This window comes from Rodentibacter ratti (assembly GCF_002000485.1).
Taxonomy (GTDB): domain Bacteria; phylum Pseudomonadota; class Gammaproteobacteria; order Enterobacterales; family Pasteurellaceae; genus Rodentibacter; species Rodentibacter ratti.
The window spans coordinates 1-17,196 of the sequence record NZ_MLAJ01000005.1 but is presented as its reverse complement, the minus strand read 5'-3'; the positions used below and the strand labels follow the sequence as shown (position 1 = coordinate 17,196).

The following is a 17,196-nucleotide window of genomic DNA, read 5'->3' as shown; positions in this document are numbered from 1 at the left end:
TTATAACGGTGAAAATCTTATTTCCCAATCCCATTGGGTTTCATTTAAGCGATATTTTTCTTTTAAACTTGGCCCACAAGAATTTGAGCCAATACCGCTCATTTTATAGTCCACGCACAATATCGTGCTACCGCTTTCTTCCAATTCATCCTGATGTTTTTTCGATCCTAATTCTTCTTGCATATAAGGTGAAAGATTAAAACTGAACGCCTTATCACAATGGATAGAAAACCCCTCTCGCTCTCCTTTAATAGCAAAATATTGGCAACCCACATGGCTTCCATTCTCTTGCGGTTTTAAATAGGGAACATGATTAGCTTTTGGTCTTGTTTGATACCAACCCAATTGCGTTGCATGATGTTTATCAAGGTAACTTTCCGTCTCGCCATAGCCGATATATTCGGCTTGTTGGAAGTGCTCTTTTAAGAAAAAACGAACACCAAAGCGAGATAAAAACGGTAAGTGCGGTGTTTTTTTAGCATGAATTTTAATGGATAAATTGCCCTGAGCGTCAATTCGATAAGTCACATCAAGGGTTAAAATGCGTTCTCGTGACACGGCATTCACCCCACATTTCACTCGAATTTCCACCGCACTTTCTTGCTTAGACATCGCAAAATCATAAGCTCGAGTGATGGCTTGATGATAACCGGCCGCCAACCAATGGGCTTTAATCAGGCTATCATTATCCAACGGTGCCCGCCAAATATTAAAATCCAAAGGGGCGTTAAGCCAAGAGCGTCCCTTACAGGAAATTTGTGTGATAATGCCTCGGTGTTTATCCAATTCATAACCCATTTTCCCTACTGAAATCAAAACCTGATGCGTATTTTCCTCAACAGAAATCGTCTTTTCTGCTTTCTTCATTTGAGGAACAGGCAACATTTTTTGGGCAGAAAAACAAAGCTGATCGAAACCTAAACAATGATTTTTTGTCACTAAGCCACGATCAATTTTTTGATAATAAGTGAGTGTGATATGCCACACGTCCTTATCGGTTTCCGGCAAACTAAGGGGTAAAAGTGCGGTGGCTTTTGGCGCAATTTTTATTCCATCAAAATAGCCTTCACTGATAACATGCAAATTTTCGGTAATTTGATAATGAATGGCGATCAATTCTTCTGCATCGGTGAAATCCAAATAATTTTTTAACCACACTTTACCTTTATCTAAAAAAGCTCGAATTGGGCGTTGTACATTTTTTAACTCCAGCAAATTGCTTTGAATTTGGCGATCTGCCGTCACCAAACCGTCAGCACAAAAATTGCCATCATTAGGCTCATCACCGAAATCCCCCCCATATCCCATCCGCTCGGAATGAGGCAAATAAGGGGAATGATTACACCATTCCCACACAAAGCCACCCGCCGCACCACGATAACGTTCCATTGCTTGGAAATAATCTTCCGCATCGCCACAAGAATTTCCCATTGCGTGCAAATATTCGCAGAATAAATAGGGTTTCCTATTGTGGGGATCCGCAAAATAGGCATCTAATTCCTCTGTACCGGTGTACATTTCGCTGTGAAAATCAAGATGAGAGAGGTCATTTTGATGAGCAGAATGTTGGAAAATGGCATTTTCATAATGCACCAATCGGCTAGGATCACGGCCTTTCACCCAAGCGGCGGCTTGCTCAAAATTCTCCCCGTAGCCACTTTCATTACCAAGCGACCAAATCACTACGGAAGAACGATTTTTATCACGCTCAATATTGGCATAAGTGCGGTCTAAAATGGCAGCGTTAAATTCGGGGCTACGCGCCATATAACAATAATTATCAATGGTTTGTTGACGAATTGCCTCATGATTAATTTCTGTTTTCACTCCCAACAAAATACTGGTTTCAGGCGATTTCACATAGACCGCATTCGTTCCGTGAGATTCAATATCGCTTTCGGCAATAACATAAAAACCATATTCATCACAAAGCTCGGTGAACCAAGGCGCATTGGGATAATGAGCAGTGCGAATGGCATTGAAATTATGTTCTTTCATTAACCGCAAATCCTGCAAAGCCTGCTCACGGCTGATGACATAACCAGTTTTCGGGTCACTGTCGTGACGGTTCACCCCTTTAAATTTAATCGCCTCTCCATTAAATAACATCACGCCATCTTTGACTTCAATTTTTCGCAAGCCGATTTTTTGACAGATCACCTCGCTTCCATAACGAAAGATCAGCGTATAAAGTTGAGGGTTTTCCGCATTCCATAAGGTGATTTCATTCAACGTGAAATGGAAACCCTTTTCCGTTACCGCAGAAAGCAAAATTTCACCTAGTGGATCACTCATCTGCCATGCGATTTCACGACACTGCGCAGGTTTCCCTTTTTCCATAAAAGAAACCTCCACATAAATGACCGCACTTTTTAGATCCTCCGCCAGTTCGGTGCGAATGAAAAAATCCTGTAAATAATGGCTTTCCCGTTCCAGCAAATACAGATCACGGAAAATACCCGACATACGGAATTTATCCTGATCTTCCAAATAGCTGCCGTCACACCATTTTAATACCACAATATGAAGATGATTTTCGCCCTCCTTTAGAAAATCTGTCACGTCAAATTCACTGGTGCAATGACTAATTTGGCTGTAACCCACAAACTGACGATTCACATACACAAATAAACAACTGTCCACTCCCTCAAAATTCAGTAAATAACGTTTCTTTTCATTGGGTAATAAGCTAAAAATGCGGTGATAAAGCCCACAGGGATTGTCAATCGGCACATAAGGCGGATCAAAGGGGAAAGGATAATTCACATTGGTATAGTGATGATGAGCATAGCCATGATTTTGCCAATTGGCGGGAACGGGGATTTTTTCTGAAAAAGAGAAATGCAGAAAATCTTCCGGCAAATCCACATAGCGATCAAAATAGGCAAAATCCCACTCGCCATTCAGCAACGTGAAAAAAGCGGAACATTCTCGCTGATTTTTAACCGCACTTTCCACCGAATCAAAGGGAATAAAATAAGCATGATACGGAGTGGTGTTTATATGAAGAATTTGAGGATCTTGGAAATAATTCGGTAATGGCATAACAACTCCGAAAGAGGAAAGATGCCCTTACTATAACTGAATTTGACTTTCCATTCAGAAAGGATATTGGATTTTGTGAGGGTGATCACAAATCCAATTATCCTTCATTACATTCACTCATTAAGGTAGCTTGGCAACAACGGCATAGCCTTCCGATAATCCTTCAATTTCATAAGAAGAACCCGACGTGATAAAGGCAGATTCTCCCTGTTTCAGAGAAAGGGCGGTCGTATCCGAGCGTAAATTGATTTGCCCTTTCATCACCATGAAAATGCCTGCACTTTGGATTTTAAGGCGATGGGTTTCACCACATTCATATTGAATATTTTGTAGGGCGAAATCTTTTGATGGGGTGGAATAGGTAAAGACACGCACATCATGGGGCGCAGCTGGGATAATCTGTGGCTCGACTTCACGGCAATCCACCACTTTTAATAATTCCGGAATATCCACATATTTTGGTGTTAAACCGCCACGAATGACGTTATCAGAACATGCCATCAATTCAATATTTTGCCCACGCAAATAAGCGTGTGGAATACCTGCCTCTTGGTAAATCCCCTCGCCTTTTTTAAGGTGAACAATGTTGAAAAGATAAAAGCACACCAAACCCGCATCTAATTTTTCCGCTGAAATATCCATGGCGTCCATAGAATAAAGCAGCCAGTAATCAGGATTATCTAAGCTGAGTTCATTTGCACCATAGGCTTCACAGTTTTGTTCAATAATCGGGGCAAGCCATTGAAATAACCGGGCTTGCTCCGCTTGCATAACCTCTGCATAAAAAGTATGCAAATCTTGCGTGCCTAATTTTTCCGCCAAAGGCGCAAGGGAAGGGCGTTCCGCCAAGGTAGCAAAAATTTTTTCTTTCTTTTTAAAACCGTGCAACAACCAAAAATCAGACAAGGCAATCATCATTTCGGGTTTGTGATTATTATCTTTATAGGTGCGTTTCGGATCTGTTAAATCAATGCCTTTCTCATTTTCTTCGGCAAATCCTATTTCCGCCTGTTGTTTGGTGGGATGGAGTTGGATCGAAAGCGGCTTTGCCACATCAAGAATCTTCAATAAATAAGGTAATTGTTCACCAAAGATTTCTCGACTTTTCTCACCAAGTGCGGTCGGATTTTGTTGTAAAAATGTGGTCAACGGTAAATGTTTACCATCCACTTCAATGGTGGAAGGAGCAGAAGTATGCGCCCCTAGCCACCATTCGGCATAATGTTGATTTTCTTCTGCAGCAAGATTTAACAGTTGCGGAATATAATGCTCTCCGCCCCAAACATACTGTTGTAAAGCACCGGTTAATTTATAAATCATGTTTTCCCTCTAAACAAAAAATCCGCACAATGGCGGACTTTTTATTTGCTATAAAATTATTTTTTAAGGCTTAATACCACAGATTCTCCGGCAACCACTTCACCTGCTTTTTTCTCAATGCTTGAGATTTCATCCATATTAGAAATCACAACCGGTGTTAATACAGATTTTGCTTTCGCTTCAAGTAATTCAAGATCGAATTCAATGACTGTATCACCACGTTTTACAGATTGCCCTTCTTGCGCAACACGAGTAAAACCTTCACCTTTTAATTCAACGGTATCAATACCAAAGTGAACGAATAATTCAACACCTTCTTTTGATTCCATTGAAAAAGCGTGGTTGGTTTCAAAAATCTTACCAATAACACCATCAACCGGTGCAACAATTTTATTGCCTGTCGGACGAATCGCAACACCATCACCCACAATTTTTTCAGAAAATACAACATCCGGTACATCTTCGATATTTACAATTTCACCGGAAAGTGGTGCATAAATCTCAACTTCGACCGATTTGTTCTCTTTGGAACCGAATAATTTGTCAAATAAACCCATTTTCATCTCCTATCCATTAAATATGGTTGATATTCTAGCTTAAAACACTAATTTTGTATCTAGTTCAGTGCTTTTTCTGATAAAAATTCTTCAATTAATTGCTCAATTTCCAGCGCAGTTGGTTTCTGTAATGCGTTGTCTGCAAGCTCTTTAACTTCTTGGAAATTCACGCTACGGATGAGTTTTTTAATACGAGGTACAGAAATGGCACTCATACTAAATTCATCTAATCCCATCCCCAATAAAAGCAAGGTTGCACGTTCATCACCGGCTAATTCGCCACACATCCCTGTCCATTTCCCTTCTGCGTGAGAAGCATCAATAACCTGTTTAATTAAGCCAAGTACCGATGGTTGCATTGGGTTGTAAAGATGAGAAATTAATTCATTACCGCGATCAACCGCTAAGGTATATTGCGTTAAATCATTCGTACCGATACTAAAGAAATCCACTTCTTTCGCCAAGAATTTTGCATTTACTGCAGCAGATGGGGTTTCTACCATTACACCGATTTGAATATTTTCATCAAAGGCCTTACCTTCTGCACGTAATTCTGCTTTCAAGGTTTCAATCACGGATTTTAATTCACGAATTTCTTCCACCGAAATAATCATTGGGAACATCACGGCTAATTTGCCAAATGCGGAAGCACGTAATACGGCACGTAACTGGGCATGCAGAATTTCACGACGATCAAGTGCAATACGAATCGCACGCCACCCTAAGAACGGGTTCATTTCTTTTGGCAGATCTAAATACGGTAAATCTTTATCACCGCCGATATCCATCGTACGAAGCACAACCAAACGTCCCGCCATTGCTTCTACCACTTCTTTATAAGCAATAAATTGTTCTTCTTCAGTTGGGAGTTGATCACGATCCATAAAGAGGAATTCGGTGCGGTATAAACCCACACCTTCCGCACCGTTACGGTTTGCACCATCACAATCGCGAATGGTACCAATATTGGCTACCACTTCCACTTTATGCCCATCTAATGTCACTGCCGGAAGATCTTTTAATTTTGCCAATTCCGCTTTTTCTTCCGCTAATTTTGCTTCTAAGGCTTTTAATTCATCGATTTGGGTTTGGGTTGGATTAATATAGACTTTATTATTGACGGCATCAAGAATTAGGAAATCACCGGTATTCACTTTTTCAGTCACATTGTTGGTACCAACAATCGCCGGTAATTCCAAGGAACGGGCCATAATAGAAGTATGAGAAGTGCGGCCACCAATATCGGTAATAAAACCAAGGACTTTATCAAGATTAAGTTGTGCGGTTTCCGATGGCGTTAAATCGTAAGCAACAAGAATAGATTCTTCGTTAATATCGCCTAAATCAACAATAGGCATACCGAGAATATTTTTAACCAAACGATTACCGATATCACGAATATCACCGGCACGTTCTTTCAAATATTCATCGTCAATTTCAGACAACATGGCCACTTGTTGATCAATGATTTTACTTGCCGCCACACCGGCATTCACTTTATGTGAACGCAAATAATCAATAATTTCTTCTTCAAGTTCTTCATCCTCAAGAATCATTAAATGACCTTCAAAGATTGCCGCTTTTTCTTCACCTAATGAAGCAAATGCACGATCTCTAATCGAATTTAACTGTTCAACGGCAGCACTACGACCCTCATAAAAACGTGCAATCTCAGCATCAATTTGCTCATCGGTAATTTTTGTTGTATCGAGAACGATTTTTTCTTCTTTAAGAACTAACGCCTTACCAAAAACAATACCTGGGGACGCTGGAATACCTGAAATCATGTTAACCTTCCGAGATTATCTAATAGGGTTAAATAGAACAATAGCCATAAAACACCTGTTTACAAACGTAAACCAATACGGATTTTATGGCTATATTATACTCAAAATTATTCTAAAGTAGGGATTAATGCAACTAAATGTTCAACGGCTTGTTGCTCATCTTCACCCTCAGCAGAAATGGTGATAGTCGTTCCTTGCGTTAAACCCAAAGTTTGTAATTTAAACAAACTTTTTGCACTCGCACTTTTCCCTGAGGATGTCACAGTAATGTCTGAAGCAAAGCCTTTTGCTTCTTTTACGAATTGCGCAGCAGGACGAGTGTGCAAACCGTTAGGCGCTGTGATTTCTACATCTTTTGAGAACATAATGTTACCTCTATTAATAATAGTTTAATTGTAAAACTGTCAGATTCCAAAATCCGCCATAGTATCCTTGTTAAAAGTAAAATAATCAAGGAAAAAGGCAAAAAAAGTTAAGTTAGCTTGGCAAAGATCAAATATCCTCTCTAATTAGCTAAATATTATTCTGAATTTTCTCTAACTTGTTGAAAAATGTCGTTGCGATTTTATTTCCGACAAACTTTCGATAAGTTTGTGGTAATTCTCATAACGTATCGGAGAGATTTTCCCCTCCTCCACCGCTTTTCGCAAAGCACAACCGGGATCATGCAAATGCTTACAATCGCGGAATTTGCACGTGCCTAAAACATACTGAAACTCTCGATATCCTTTGGTAATTTGATCGGCATCTAAGTGCCATAAGCCAAATTCCCGAATGCCCGGTGAATCAATTAAACTCCCACCTTGTGGCAAATGATAAAGACGTGAGGAGGTTGTGGTATGCTGCCCCAGCCCTGAGGTTTCACTCACCTCGCCCACTTGAGCCTTCACTGAGGGGAAAATATGATTAATCAGGCTTGATTTTCCCACACCGGATTGCCCCACAAAAATGGACGTTCCCTCACTTAAAAGTGCGGTCAATTTTTCCATATTTTTTCCATTTTGAGCGGAAATTATGAGGGTTTGATAACCAATATCACGGTAAATTTGCAACTGCTCCTCTAGCTCTTTTTCTTGCACCGATGTCAGCAGATCACCTTTATTCACCACAATAATCGGCTCAATGCCTGCGGTTTCACACACCACAAGATAGCGATCAATAATATTGAGTGAAAGCGTTGGTAATATGGCTGACACAATAATGATCCGATCAATATTCGCCGCAATCGGTTTCAAACCATCATAATAATCAGGACGTGTTATCTCATTCACTCTCGGATGAATCGCCTCAATCACGCCGCTGACACCTTGTAATTGTTCGTTTCCTTTGCGCCAAATCACACGATCACCCACCACCAAGCTTGAAAGGGTACGGCGTAAATTACAGCGACAAATTTCCCCCTGTGCATTTTCCACATCCGCATGCACGGAATAACGGGTGACAACAATTCCTTCTTGCGACTCCCCTAACATCTCATCTTGCCATTCAATGTCTTTTTTCTTATGGCGATGAAGAGTGCGGGCATGATTGGATTCAATTCGGCGGGCTTGGTTTCGGGTCAGTTTAGGTTTTGCCATAAAAGTGCGATCGTTTTTTACTGTGATTTTGATAAAATGGAAAAAATTTTCACATAGGATACCTCATATTATGCCATTAGATAAACAAAATCTGATTTGGATTGATTTGGAAATGACAGGATTAGATCCTGAAAAAGAGCGAATTATTGAAATCGCCACCATTGTCACCGATAAAAACTTGAATATTTTGGCTGAAGGCCCTGTTCTAGCCATTCATCAAAGCGATGAATTATTGGGGAAAATGTCCGAATGGTGCGTGAAAACCCATACGGCAAACGGTTTAGTGGATCGGGTAAAAGCCAGCAAACTCACCGAACGTGCCGCAGAATTACAAACCATTGATTTCTTAAAACGTTGGGTTCCCAAAGGGGCATCACCTATTTGCGGTAATAGTGTTGCACAGGATAAACGCTTTCTTTACCAATATATGCCGGAATTGGCCGATTATTTCCATTACCGTCATTTAGATGTCAGCACCTTAAAAGAATTGGCGGCACGCTGGAAACCTGAAATTTTGGAAGGTTTCAAAAAAGCGAATACCCATTTAGCCTTGGACGATATTCGTGAATCCATTAAAGAACTCGCCTATTATCGTGATCATTTCATTCAATTAGATTTAGATTGACGAAAACTTAGTCAGGCGAGCCATTTTGACAAATTTGACCTTGCAAGCGATCAAAATATTCGTATAATGCCACCCTATTCACAGATGTGAACTGCGGGAATAGCTCAGTTGGTAGAGCACGACCTTGCCAAGGTCGGGGTCGCGAGTTCGAGCCTCGTTTCCCGCTCCAATTTCACATTCTCTGCGGGAATAGCTCAGTTGGTAGAGCACAACCTTGCCAAGGTTGGGGTCGCGAGTTCGAGCCTCGTTTCCCGCTCCAAATCTCAATCCATTGCCGAAAGGCGATGGATTTTTTGTTTCTAAATCCTTGGAACATTTTTCATAAAACAATCTCTAATAGGGATAAAATCCCCTTAGCGAAAAACGCAAAAGTGCGGTAGAATTTCAGCCTGTTTTTGACTTCAAGAATCATAGCCCATGAATGAGTTAACCCGATATATTCCTGATGAATCCACCATGTTACGTTTTGGCAAAAAACTTGCCGACACGATTTTAAGCTGTCATGCCAAACGTGCCGTGATTTTATATTTAAACGGTGATTTAGGTGCGGGAAAAACCACGTTAACACGAGGAATGGTGCAAGGTTTAGGTTTCCAAGGCAAAGTAAAAAGCCCGACTTACACGCTTGTGGAAGAATACGATATTGCCGGGAAAATGATTTATCATTTTGATTTATATCGCCTTGCCGACCCGGAGGAATTAGAATTTATGGGCATTCGGGATTACTTTGCCAAAGATGCAATCTGCCTTATCGAATGGGCTGAAAAAGGGAAAGGCATCCTTCCACCGGCTGATTTACTGGTGAATATTGATTACTATGATGATGCAAGAAATATGACATTAGTCGCACAAAATGCCTTAGGCGAACAAATTCTTCAACAACTCTAATTTTTTATTTATTTACAATGAAAACAAAATTTTTATTTTTTTTAGGAATAATACTCTCTCTTTTTACTTCCAGCATTTTTGCCGCACAATGGACCATCGCCATTGATCCCGGTCATGGCGGAAAAGACCCCGGTGCAATCGGGCGTAATCTTGGCATTTATGAAAAAAATGTGACCCTTTCCATCGCCCGTGAACTCAAGGCTTTACTGGATAAAGATCCTAATTTCCGTGGCGTTCTCACCCGTAACGGCGATTATTACATCTCCGTGCCGGAACGCTCGGAAATCGCCCGCAAATTTAAAGCCAATTATCTGGTTTCCATTCATGCGGATTCTTCGCTTAATCCAAACCAACGAGGCGCTTCCGTTTGGGTGCTGTCAAATCGTCGGGCAAATGATGAAATGGGACAATGGTTGGAAGATGATGAAAAACGCTCCGAATTATTAGGGGGAGCCGGAAAGGTTCTCTCTCATAATAACGACAAATATTTAGATCAAACCGTACTCGATCTGCAATTCGGACACAGCCAGCGTACCGGTTATGAAATCGGCAGAAACATTTTACGTCGCTTTTCAAAAATTACGACATTAAGCCGCAATACGCCACAGCACGCCAGCCTTGGTGTATTACGCTCACCGGATATTCCTTCCGTTTTAGTGGAAACCGGCTTTCTTTCTAATGCGGAGGAGGAACAAAAACTTAATTCCCCACTCTACCGCCGCCGTATCGCTTATATGATCTATGAGGGATTAGTCGCCTATCGCAACGGCAACTTGAAATCCATTGTGGCTTTTGAAGGTGATGATGATAAAGAAAACGGCAGCAAAACCAGCCGCACTTTATTAACCAAAGACAGTTTAATTCGCCATAAGGTGAAAAATGGGGAAAGCCTTGGTAGTCTTGCCAATAAATATGAGGTGAAAGCGGCTGACATTGTGGCGCTCAATAATTTAAAACGAAAAGAATTATGGGTGGGCGAAACCATCAAAATTCCTGATAATGGAAAAAACAAGAAATCCCAAGAAACCGCCTCTGCCGATAAAAAAGTACAGGAAAAAAACACAGAAAAAACCGACCGCACTTCATCCATAAAAGGAGAAATCAAAGACAGCGGCATTCGCCATAAAGTGAAAAATGGCGAAAGTATGGGTAGCCTTGCCAATAAATATGAAGTGAAAGTGGCGGATATTGTTGCCCTTAACAAATTGAAACGAAAAGAATTGTGGATTGGCGAAACCATAAAAATTCCGGATAACGGTAAAAATCAAAAAATGGTAGAAACCAAAAAAACGGAAAAAACAACCAAATCAACGGATAAAAAAACCGAGAAAGAGAACAAGAAAAACAGTAAAACTGATGGAAAAAAAGCGGATATTCCGCACTATCACACCATCAAAAAAGATCAGACAATTTATGCGGTTTCACGGGAATATAATATCCCCGTGAACCAAATTTTGAAACTCAACCCGACGTTAAAAAACGGTAAAGTGGTTACCGGTCAAAAAATTAAATTAAGGGAAAAATAATGGCGATTAGAATTCTTTCACCCCAACTTGCCAACCAAATTGCCGCCGGTGAGGTGGTGGAACGCCCTGCCTCGGTGGTGAAAGAATTAGTCGAAAACAGCTTGGATGCCGGCGCCAATAAAATTCAAATTGATATTGAGAACGGCGGTGCAACGCTTATCCGTATCCGTGACAACGGCAGCGGTATTCCCAAAGAAGAATTAAGCCTTGCCCTTGCCCGCCATGCCACCAGTAAAATTGCGGATTTGGAAGATCTTGAATCCATTTTAAGCTTAGGTTTTCGTGGCGAAGCATTGGCAAGTATCAGCTCCGTTTCCCGTTTAACCCTCACCTCACGCACCGCCGAACAAAACGAGGCTTGGCAAGTGTATGCCCAAGGGCGTGAGATGGAAACTACGATCAAACCCGCATCACATCCTGTGGGGACTACGGTGGAGGTGGCGAACTTGTTTTTCAACACCCCTGCCCGCCGTAAATTCTTGCGAACCGATAAAACCGAATTTGCCCATATTGATGAAGTCATTCGTCGCATTGCATTAGCAAAATTTAATATCGCCTTTACTCTCACTCACAATGGTAAAGTGATTCGTCAATATCGTCCGGCAGTCGATCTTCCCCAACAACTCAAACGGGTGGCGGCGATTTGCGGAGAGGAATTTGTCAAACATGCCCTGCGTATTGATTGGAAACATAATGATCTCCACCTTTCCGGCTGGATTGCCACACCCAATTTTAGCCGCTCACAAAATGATCTGAGCTATTGCTATATCAATGGGCGAATGGTGCGTGATAAAGTCATTACTCATGCGATTCGCCAAGCCTACGCAGAGCATTTAGCCAACGAAAGCTACCCGGCGTTTGTACTGTTTATTGATCTCAATCCTCATGAGGTGGATGTGAACGTTCACCCCACCAAACACGAGGTGCGTTTTCATCAACAACGCCTCATTCACGATTTCATTTATGAAGGCATCAGCCATGCATTGGAGAGCCAACACGCCGTTCCGCTTACCTATACAAAAGAAAATGCGGTTGAAAATCCGCCAGAAAATGCCGTGCGAGAGCCTATTCCCACTTATCACAAGGATTGGAGTCCTAAACCCAATCGTGCGGCAGCCGGACAAAATATCTTCGCACCAAATTTTTCTACGGAAAAAACCGTGCAAAATCCACCGCACTTTTCCACCCAATCCATTCCTTCACCAAGCCAAGGATACCGTGATTATCGGGAAAATTATCGTGCCGAACAGCCGAGCAAAACTGAACAAAAACTCTATGGTGAACTACTGGGTGGCACGCAACATCATGAAAAAACGGCAAAACCTACACCGCCATCAATCATTGCGCCAACGGAGATAAGTGAAAATCCGTCACATTTGCGAGCCTTATCCCTCATTGAAAACTGTGCGCTTTTGCTCCAACAAAACCAAGATTATTTTTTGCTTTCATTGGAAAAATTACAACATTTGCAATGGAAACTGGCTTTACAACAGCCACAGATTGAACAACAACCCTTGCTGATTCCCATTGTATTTCGTCTAACGGAAAAGCAATTTAGCCAATGGGAGAAAAAGGCTGGGGATTTTGCCCAAGTCGGTTTTGAATTTATCGAAAACAAAGCACAATTACGCCTAACCCTCAACCGAGTCCCCGTGATTTTACGTACACAAAATTTGCAAAAATGCGTAATGGGGCTTTTGAACGACACGGAAAATTCAACGCCATTTTTAACCACACTTTGCTCACAATTAGAAAGTAAAGTCTTCACCGTCTTTGCCGATGCGGTCAAATTATTAAGCGATTCGGAGCGCTTGCTTAATCTCACCAATCGGGACGAATTTAATCTATTACTTAAGCCGATTAATTGGCAACCTTTATTAGACGAACTCTAAATGAAACCAACCGCAATTTTTTTAATGGGCCCTACCGCTTCCGGTAAAACAGATTTAGCCATTCAACTGCGTCAACAATTACCGGTAGAGGTGATTAGCGTGGATTCCGCATTAATTTACAAAGGAATGGATATTGGCACGGCAAAGCCTTCTAAAGAAGAATTGGCTTTAGCCCCTCACCGCCTCATTGACATTTTAGATCCGGCGGAAAGCTATTCAGCCATGAATTTTCGTGAAGATGCCCTAAGTGAAATGGCAGAGATTACCGCACAAGGGAAAATCCCTCTTCTTGTGGGCGGAACCATGCTCTATTACAAAGCCTTACTTGAAGGGCTTTCCCCTTTACCCTCTGCTGATGAAACCATCCGTGCCGACATCGAGCAAAAAGCCGCACAATACGGTTGGGCAATGTTACATAATGAACTGGCAAAAATCGATCCCATTTCTGCACAGCGAATTAATCCCAATGATTCTCAGCGAATCAATCGTGCCTTGGAAGTGTTCTATATTACGGGAAAATCCCTCACGGAGCTGACTGAACAAAAAGGCGAAGCCCTACCCTATGAGATTATGCAATTTGCCATTGCCCCTGAAGATCGCCATGTTTTGCATAATCGTATCGAACAACGTTTCCACAAAATGATTGAATTGGGTTTTCAAGAGGAAGTGGAGAAACTCTATTCACGCGGCGACCTCACGCCTGATTTACCCTCAATTCGCTGCGTGGGCTATCGCCAAATGTGGGACTATTTGCAAGGCGATTACGACCATGATGAAATGATCTTCCGTGGTATCTGTGCCACCCGCCAGCTCGCCAAGCGCCAAATTACTTGGCTGCGGGGCTGGAAAACCCCTGTTCAGTGGTTGGATAGTTTACAGCCCGACCAAGCCAAAGAAACGGTATTACGCCAAATTGAAGCACATATAAAAGGTGAGTAAAATGACCGCACTTTCCACTCTCATCGCCCCCAAACTTACCGCACTTGGCACAATTTTATGCCAATCTTTTCCTGACATGGATAGCCATGATATTGCTCAACAAATTCAGCAATATCAACAAGATAAAAACCACCCAATCGGAAAATTAGGTTATGCGGTGGCGATGTCGGATTTTGTGGAAAAAGTCTTGCAAAAACAACCGCACTTACTTGCACAATGGTGGGAAAAAAGCCCGACTTTTGCCGATTCTGAGCAATACTCGGCACGTTTGAACAATCAATTATCGGGCATTTCCCATGAAGCTGAATTTTATAAAGCCTTGCGTGTTTTTCGTAACACAGAAATGGCGAAGTTAAGTTTTTGCCAAAGTCTCAATCTTGCCACTGTCGAGGAAATTTTTATCCGTCTTTCACAGCTGGCTGAAAGCCTCATTATTGCTGCGCGTGATTGGCTTTATCGCCAGGCCTGTGCAGAAATGGGTACACCATTAGACGAACAAGGGAAGCCACAACCACTTTATATTCTAGGGATGGGAAAACTAGGGGGATTTGAACTCAATTTTTCTTCCGACATTGATTTGATTTTTACTTATCCTGCTCAGGGAGAAACCCACATTGAGGGGAGCAATGCGAGAAAACCGGTGGATCATGCCAAATTTTTCACTCGACTCGGGCAACGCTTAATCAGTGCATTGGATGATTTTACTGCTGATGGTTTTGTTTATCGCACGGATATGCGCCTACGCCCTTTTGGTGAAAGTGGTGCGTTAGCCTTAAGTTTTGCCGCAATGGAACAATATTATCAGGATCAAGGACGGGATTGGGAACGCTATGCCATGATTAAAGGGCGTATTTTGGGTGCACAAATTGATGATCCGAATATCTCCTACTTGGAAAAAATGCTCCGTCCTTTTGTTTACCGCCGCTATATCGACTTTAGTGTAATTCAATCACTGCGTGAAATGAAAGGAAAAATTGAACGGGAAGTTCGCCGCCGTGGGCTTGAAGATAATATTAAGCTTGGAGCGGGGGGGATTCGTGAAGTGGAATTTATCGCCCAAGTTTTTCAATTAATTCGTGGGGGGCGGGAAATTGCCTTACAACAACATAGCTTGCTTAAAATTTTGCCTGAAATTGCCAGACAGGGGCTTATCACTCAAACGCAATATCAGCATTTGCGGGAAAGTTATATTTTTTTACGCCGGGTCGAAAATAGCTTACAAGCCATCAATGATCAACAAACCCAAACCTTGCCAACCCATGAAACAGACCAACTTCGGTTAATTGCAGCTTGCCGACATTTCACTTGCTTAGATGAACACAATCATCAAATTGAATGCAGCTATGCGATAGAAAACTGGCAAGATTTCTACCGCACTTTGCAGCAAATGCAAGAAAAGGTACGTGCGGTTTTTAACCAACTTATCGGTGAGGAAACGGATGAAAAGGCAGAAACAGAAAATCAATGGCAGGATTTTCTCGAGGCGGATTTTGATGAAATCGTGCAAATGCTGGAAGAAAGCCGTGTTCAATCGGAATACATTGATGAAATCTTCGATAAATTAGCGCAATTTAAAGAAAGCCTGAAACGCCGTATTGTTGGAAACCGTGGACGGGAAGTGCTCACCCAATTAATGCCAACGGTATTTTCGCTCATTTTTAAACAAGAAAGCTACCGCACGTTGTTGCCACGTATGTTGCACCTGATTGAGAAAATTTCCAGCCGCACTACTTATTTAGAACTCTTACTCGAAAATCCCCAGGCATTACGCCAAGTGATCGAGCTTTGTGCAAAATCTCAACTGATTGCCGATCAGCTGGCACAACATCCTATTCTGCTTGATGAGCTTCTCAACACGGAAAGCTTACGCCACCCTCTGCCATTCACACAATATGCCGATGAACTCCAACAATACCTGTTACGATTACCCCAAGATGATGAGGAAGAATTTATTAATGCGCTACGCCAATTTAAGCAAGCCACCTTATTGAGAGTTGCTGCCGCCGATATTTTAGGCGCATTGCCGGTGATGAAAGTGAGCGATCATCTCACTTATTTGGCAGAAGCCATTATTCAATCGGTAGTGAATTTAGCGTGGAAACAGGTTTCCGCTCGTTTTGGAGTTCCTCAACATTTACAAAATGGCGAAAAAAACTTCTTGGTAGTAGGCTATGGAAAACTCGGAGGGATCGAATTAGGTTATAAATCCGATCTCGATTTGGTTTTTCTTTATGAGGCGGTGGAAGGGCAAACCGTAGGTGGGAAAAAAATCATTGATAGCAACCAATTTTACCTCAAACTCGCCCAAAAAATCGTCAGCATTTTTAGCCTGAATACCAGTGCCGGCGTGCTTTATGACATTGATATGCGATTACGCCCATCCGGTGATGCCGGCTTGCTTGGCTGCTCGCTATCCGCTTTTGAAAACTATCAATTAAATGAGGCTTGGACGTGGGAAAAACAAGCGTTAGTGCGGGCTCGCCCTGTTTTCGGCGAACCAACATTACGGGAAAAATTTGAAACTATTCGCCAACGGGTACTTTCTACCCCAAGGGATATAACAACATTAAAACAAGATGTATCAGCAATGCGTGAGAAAATGTTTAGTCATTTATCCCACTCTAAAGAAAATGAATTTAACATTAAAACTGATCGTGGCGGTATAACAGATATTGAATTTATTGCACAATATTTAATGCTTGCTTATGCCCCTCAGAACCCCGAATTAACCAAATGGTCTGACAATGTCAGAATTTTTGAATCAATGGCTAATATGGGCATTATTCATCAGGCAGATTCGGCACGATTAAAGCAATGCTATACTAATTTAAGAAATAAAATCCATCATCTTAATTTAGTAGGAAACCCCTCTATCGTCTCTAAAAATGATTTTGTAGAAGAAAGGAAATTTATTGAAAATTTCTGGAAAAGCTTATTTGGTTAGATTTAAAAAAGAGTCATAGTTTTGAAATAATCCTTTATTTACATCAACCAAAAAGCAAAATCCCCCGAACCTTTGGTTCAGGGGATGACTTTATGT

Annotated in this window: 12 protein-coding genes and 2 tRNA genes; 8 read left to right on the top strand and 6 right to left on the bottom strand. The window is 41.6% G+C overall.

Translation table 11 applies throughout. From position 1 onward, the window contains the following. The 6 genes from BKG94_RS05120 to rsgA form a co-directional block, all read right to left on the bottom strand. Positions 1-3,045 (bottom strand): glycoside hydrolase family 2 TIM barrel-domain containing protein, encoded by a 3,045-nt coding sequence (locus tag BKG94_RS05120; protein ID WP_077434878.1) that lies wholly within the window; start codon positions 3,043-3,045, stop codon positions 1-3. A 120-nt stretch (positions 3,046-3,165) separates the two neighbouring features. After that, positions 3,166-4,365 carry a mannose-6-phosphate isomerase, class I gene (gene manA / locus BKG94_RS05115; protein ID WP_077434876.1) on the bottom strand — a complete coding sequence of 400 codons (1,200 nt, stop codon included), beginning with the start codon at positions 4,363-4,365 and terminating at the stop codon, positions 3,166-3,168. A 56-nt stretch (positions 4,366-4,421) separates the two neighbouring features. After that, complete coding sequence (crr, locus tag BKG94_RS05110) at positions 4,422-4,922, bottom strand: PTS glucose transporter subunit IIA (RefSeq protein WP_077434874.1); 501 nt, start codon at positions 4,920-4,922, stop codon at positions 4,422-4,424. A 59-nt stretch (positions 4,923-4,981) separates the two neighbouring features. Beyond that, a complete protein-coding gene (gene ptsI, locus BKG94_RS05105) occupies positions 4,982-6,709 on the bottom strand; it encodes a phosphoenolpyruvate-protein phosphotransferase PtsI (protein WP_077434872.1) in 1,728 nt (575 codons plus the stop codon). Between the two features lie 107 nt (positions 6,710-6,816). Next, a complete protein-coding gene (ptsH, locus tag BKG94_RS05100; RefSeq protein WP_077434870.1) occupies positions 6,817-7,074 on the bottom strand; it encodes a phosphocarrier protein Hpr in 258 nt (85 codons plus the stop codon). Between the two features lie 171 nt (positions 7,075-7,245). Then, positions 7,246-8,286, bottom strand: coding sequence for a small ribosomal subunit biogenesis GTPase RsgA (gene rsgA / locus BKG94_RS05095; protein WP_077434868.1), 1,041 nt, complete (start codon positions 8,284-8,286; stop codon positions 7,246-7,248). Between the two features lie 70 nt (positions 8,287-8,356). Between rsgA and orn the strand changes: the two genes are divergently transcribed. From orn to glnE, 8 genes are all read left to right on the top strand, one after another. Beyond that, on the top strand, positions 8,357-8,911 hold the full coding sequence (orn, locus tag BKG94_RS05090) for an oligoribonuclease (protein ID WP_077434866.1): 555 nt from the start codon (positions 8,357-8,359) through the stop codon (positions 8,909-8,911). A 93-nt stretch (positions 8,912-9,004) separates the two neighbouring features. Then, positions 9,005-9,080, top strand: a tRNA-Gly gene (locus BKG94_RS05085). 14 nt (positions 9,081-9,094) lie between these two features. Beyond that, a tRNA-Gly gene (locus BKG94_RS05080) sits at positions 9,095-9,170 on the top strand. Positions 9,171-9,328: 158 nt separating this feature from the next. Beyond that, the gene (gene tsaE, locus BKG94_RS05075; RefSeq protein ID WP_077434864.1) at positions 9,329-9,799 is read left to right on the top strand and encodes a tRNA (adenosine(37)-N6)-threonylcarbamoyltransferase complex ATPase subunit type 1 TsaE; all 471 of its coding nucleotides are present in this window, start codon (positions 9,329-9,331) and stop codon (positions 9,797-9,799) included. 17 nt (positions 9,800-9,816) lie between these two features. After that, a complete protein-coding gene (locus tag BKG94_RS05070) occupies positions 9,817-11,325 on the top strand; it encodes an N-acetylmuramoyl-L-alanine amidase (RefSeq protein WP_077434862.1) in 1,509 nt (502 codons plus the stop codon). Next, the gene (gene mutL, locus BKG94_RS05065) at positions 11,325-13,217 is read left to right on the top strand and encodes a DNA mismatch repair endonuclease MutL (RefSeq protein ID WP_077434860.1); all 1,893 of its coding nucleotides are present in this window, start codon (positions 11,325-11,327) and stop codon (positions 13,215-13,217) included. The genes BKG94_RS05070 and mutL overlap by 1 nt, the downstream gene beginning before the upstream one ends. Beyond that, positions 13,218-14,156 carry a tRNA (adenosine(37)-N6)-dimethylallyltransferase MiaA gene (miaA, locus tag BKG94_RS05060; RefSeq protein ID WP_077434858.1) on the top strand — a complete coding sequence of 313 codons (939 nt, stop codon included), beginning with the start codon at positions 13,218-13,220 and terminating at the stop codon, positions 14,154-14,156. It begins immediately after the preceding gene. Between the two features lies 1 nt (position 14,157). Beyond that, the gene (glnE, locus tag BKG94_RS05055; RefSeq protein WP_077434856.1) at positions 14,158-17,100 is read left to right on the top strand and encodes a bifunctional [glutamate--ammonia ligase]-adenylyl-L-tyrosine phosphorylase/[glutamate--ammonia-ligase] adenylyltransferase; all 2,943 of its coding nucleotides are present in this window, start codon (positions 14,158-14,160) and stop codon (positions 17,098-17,100) included. The last annotated feature ends 96 nt before the right edge of the window (positions 17,101-17,196 follow it).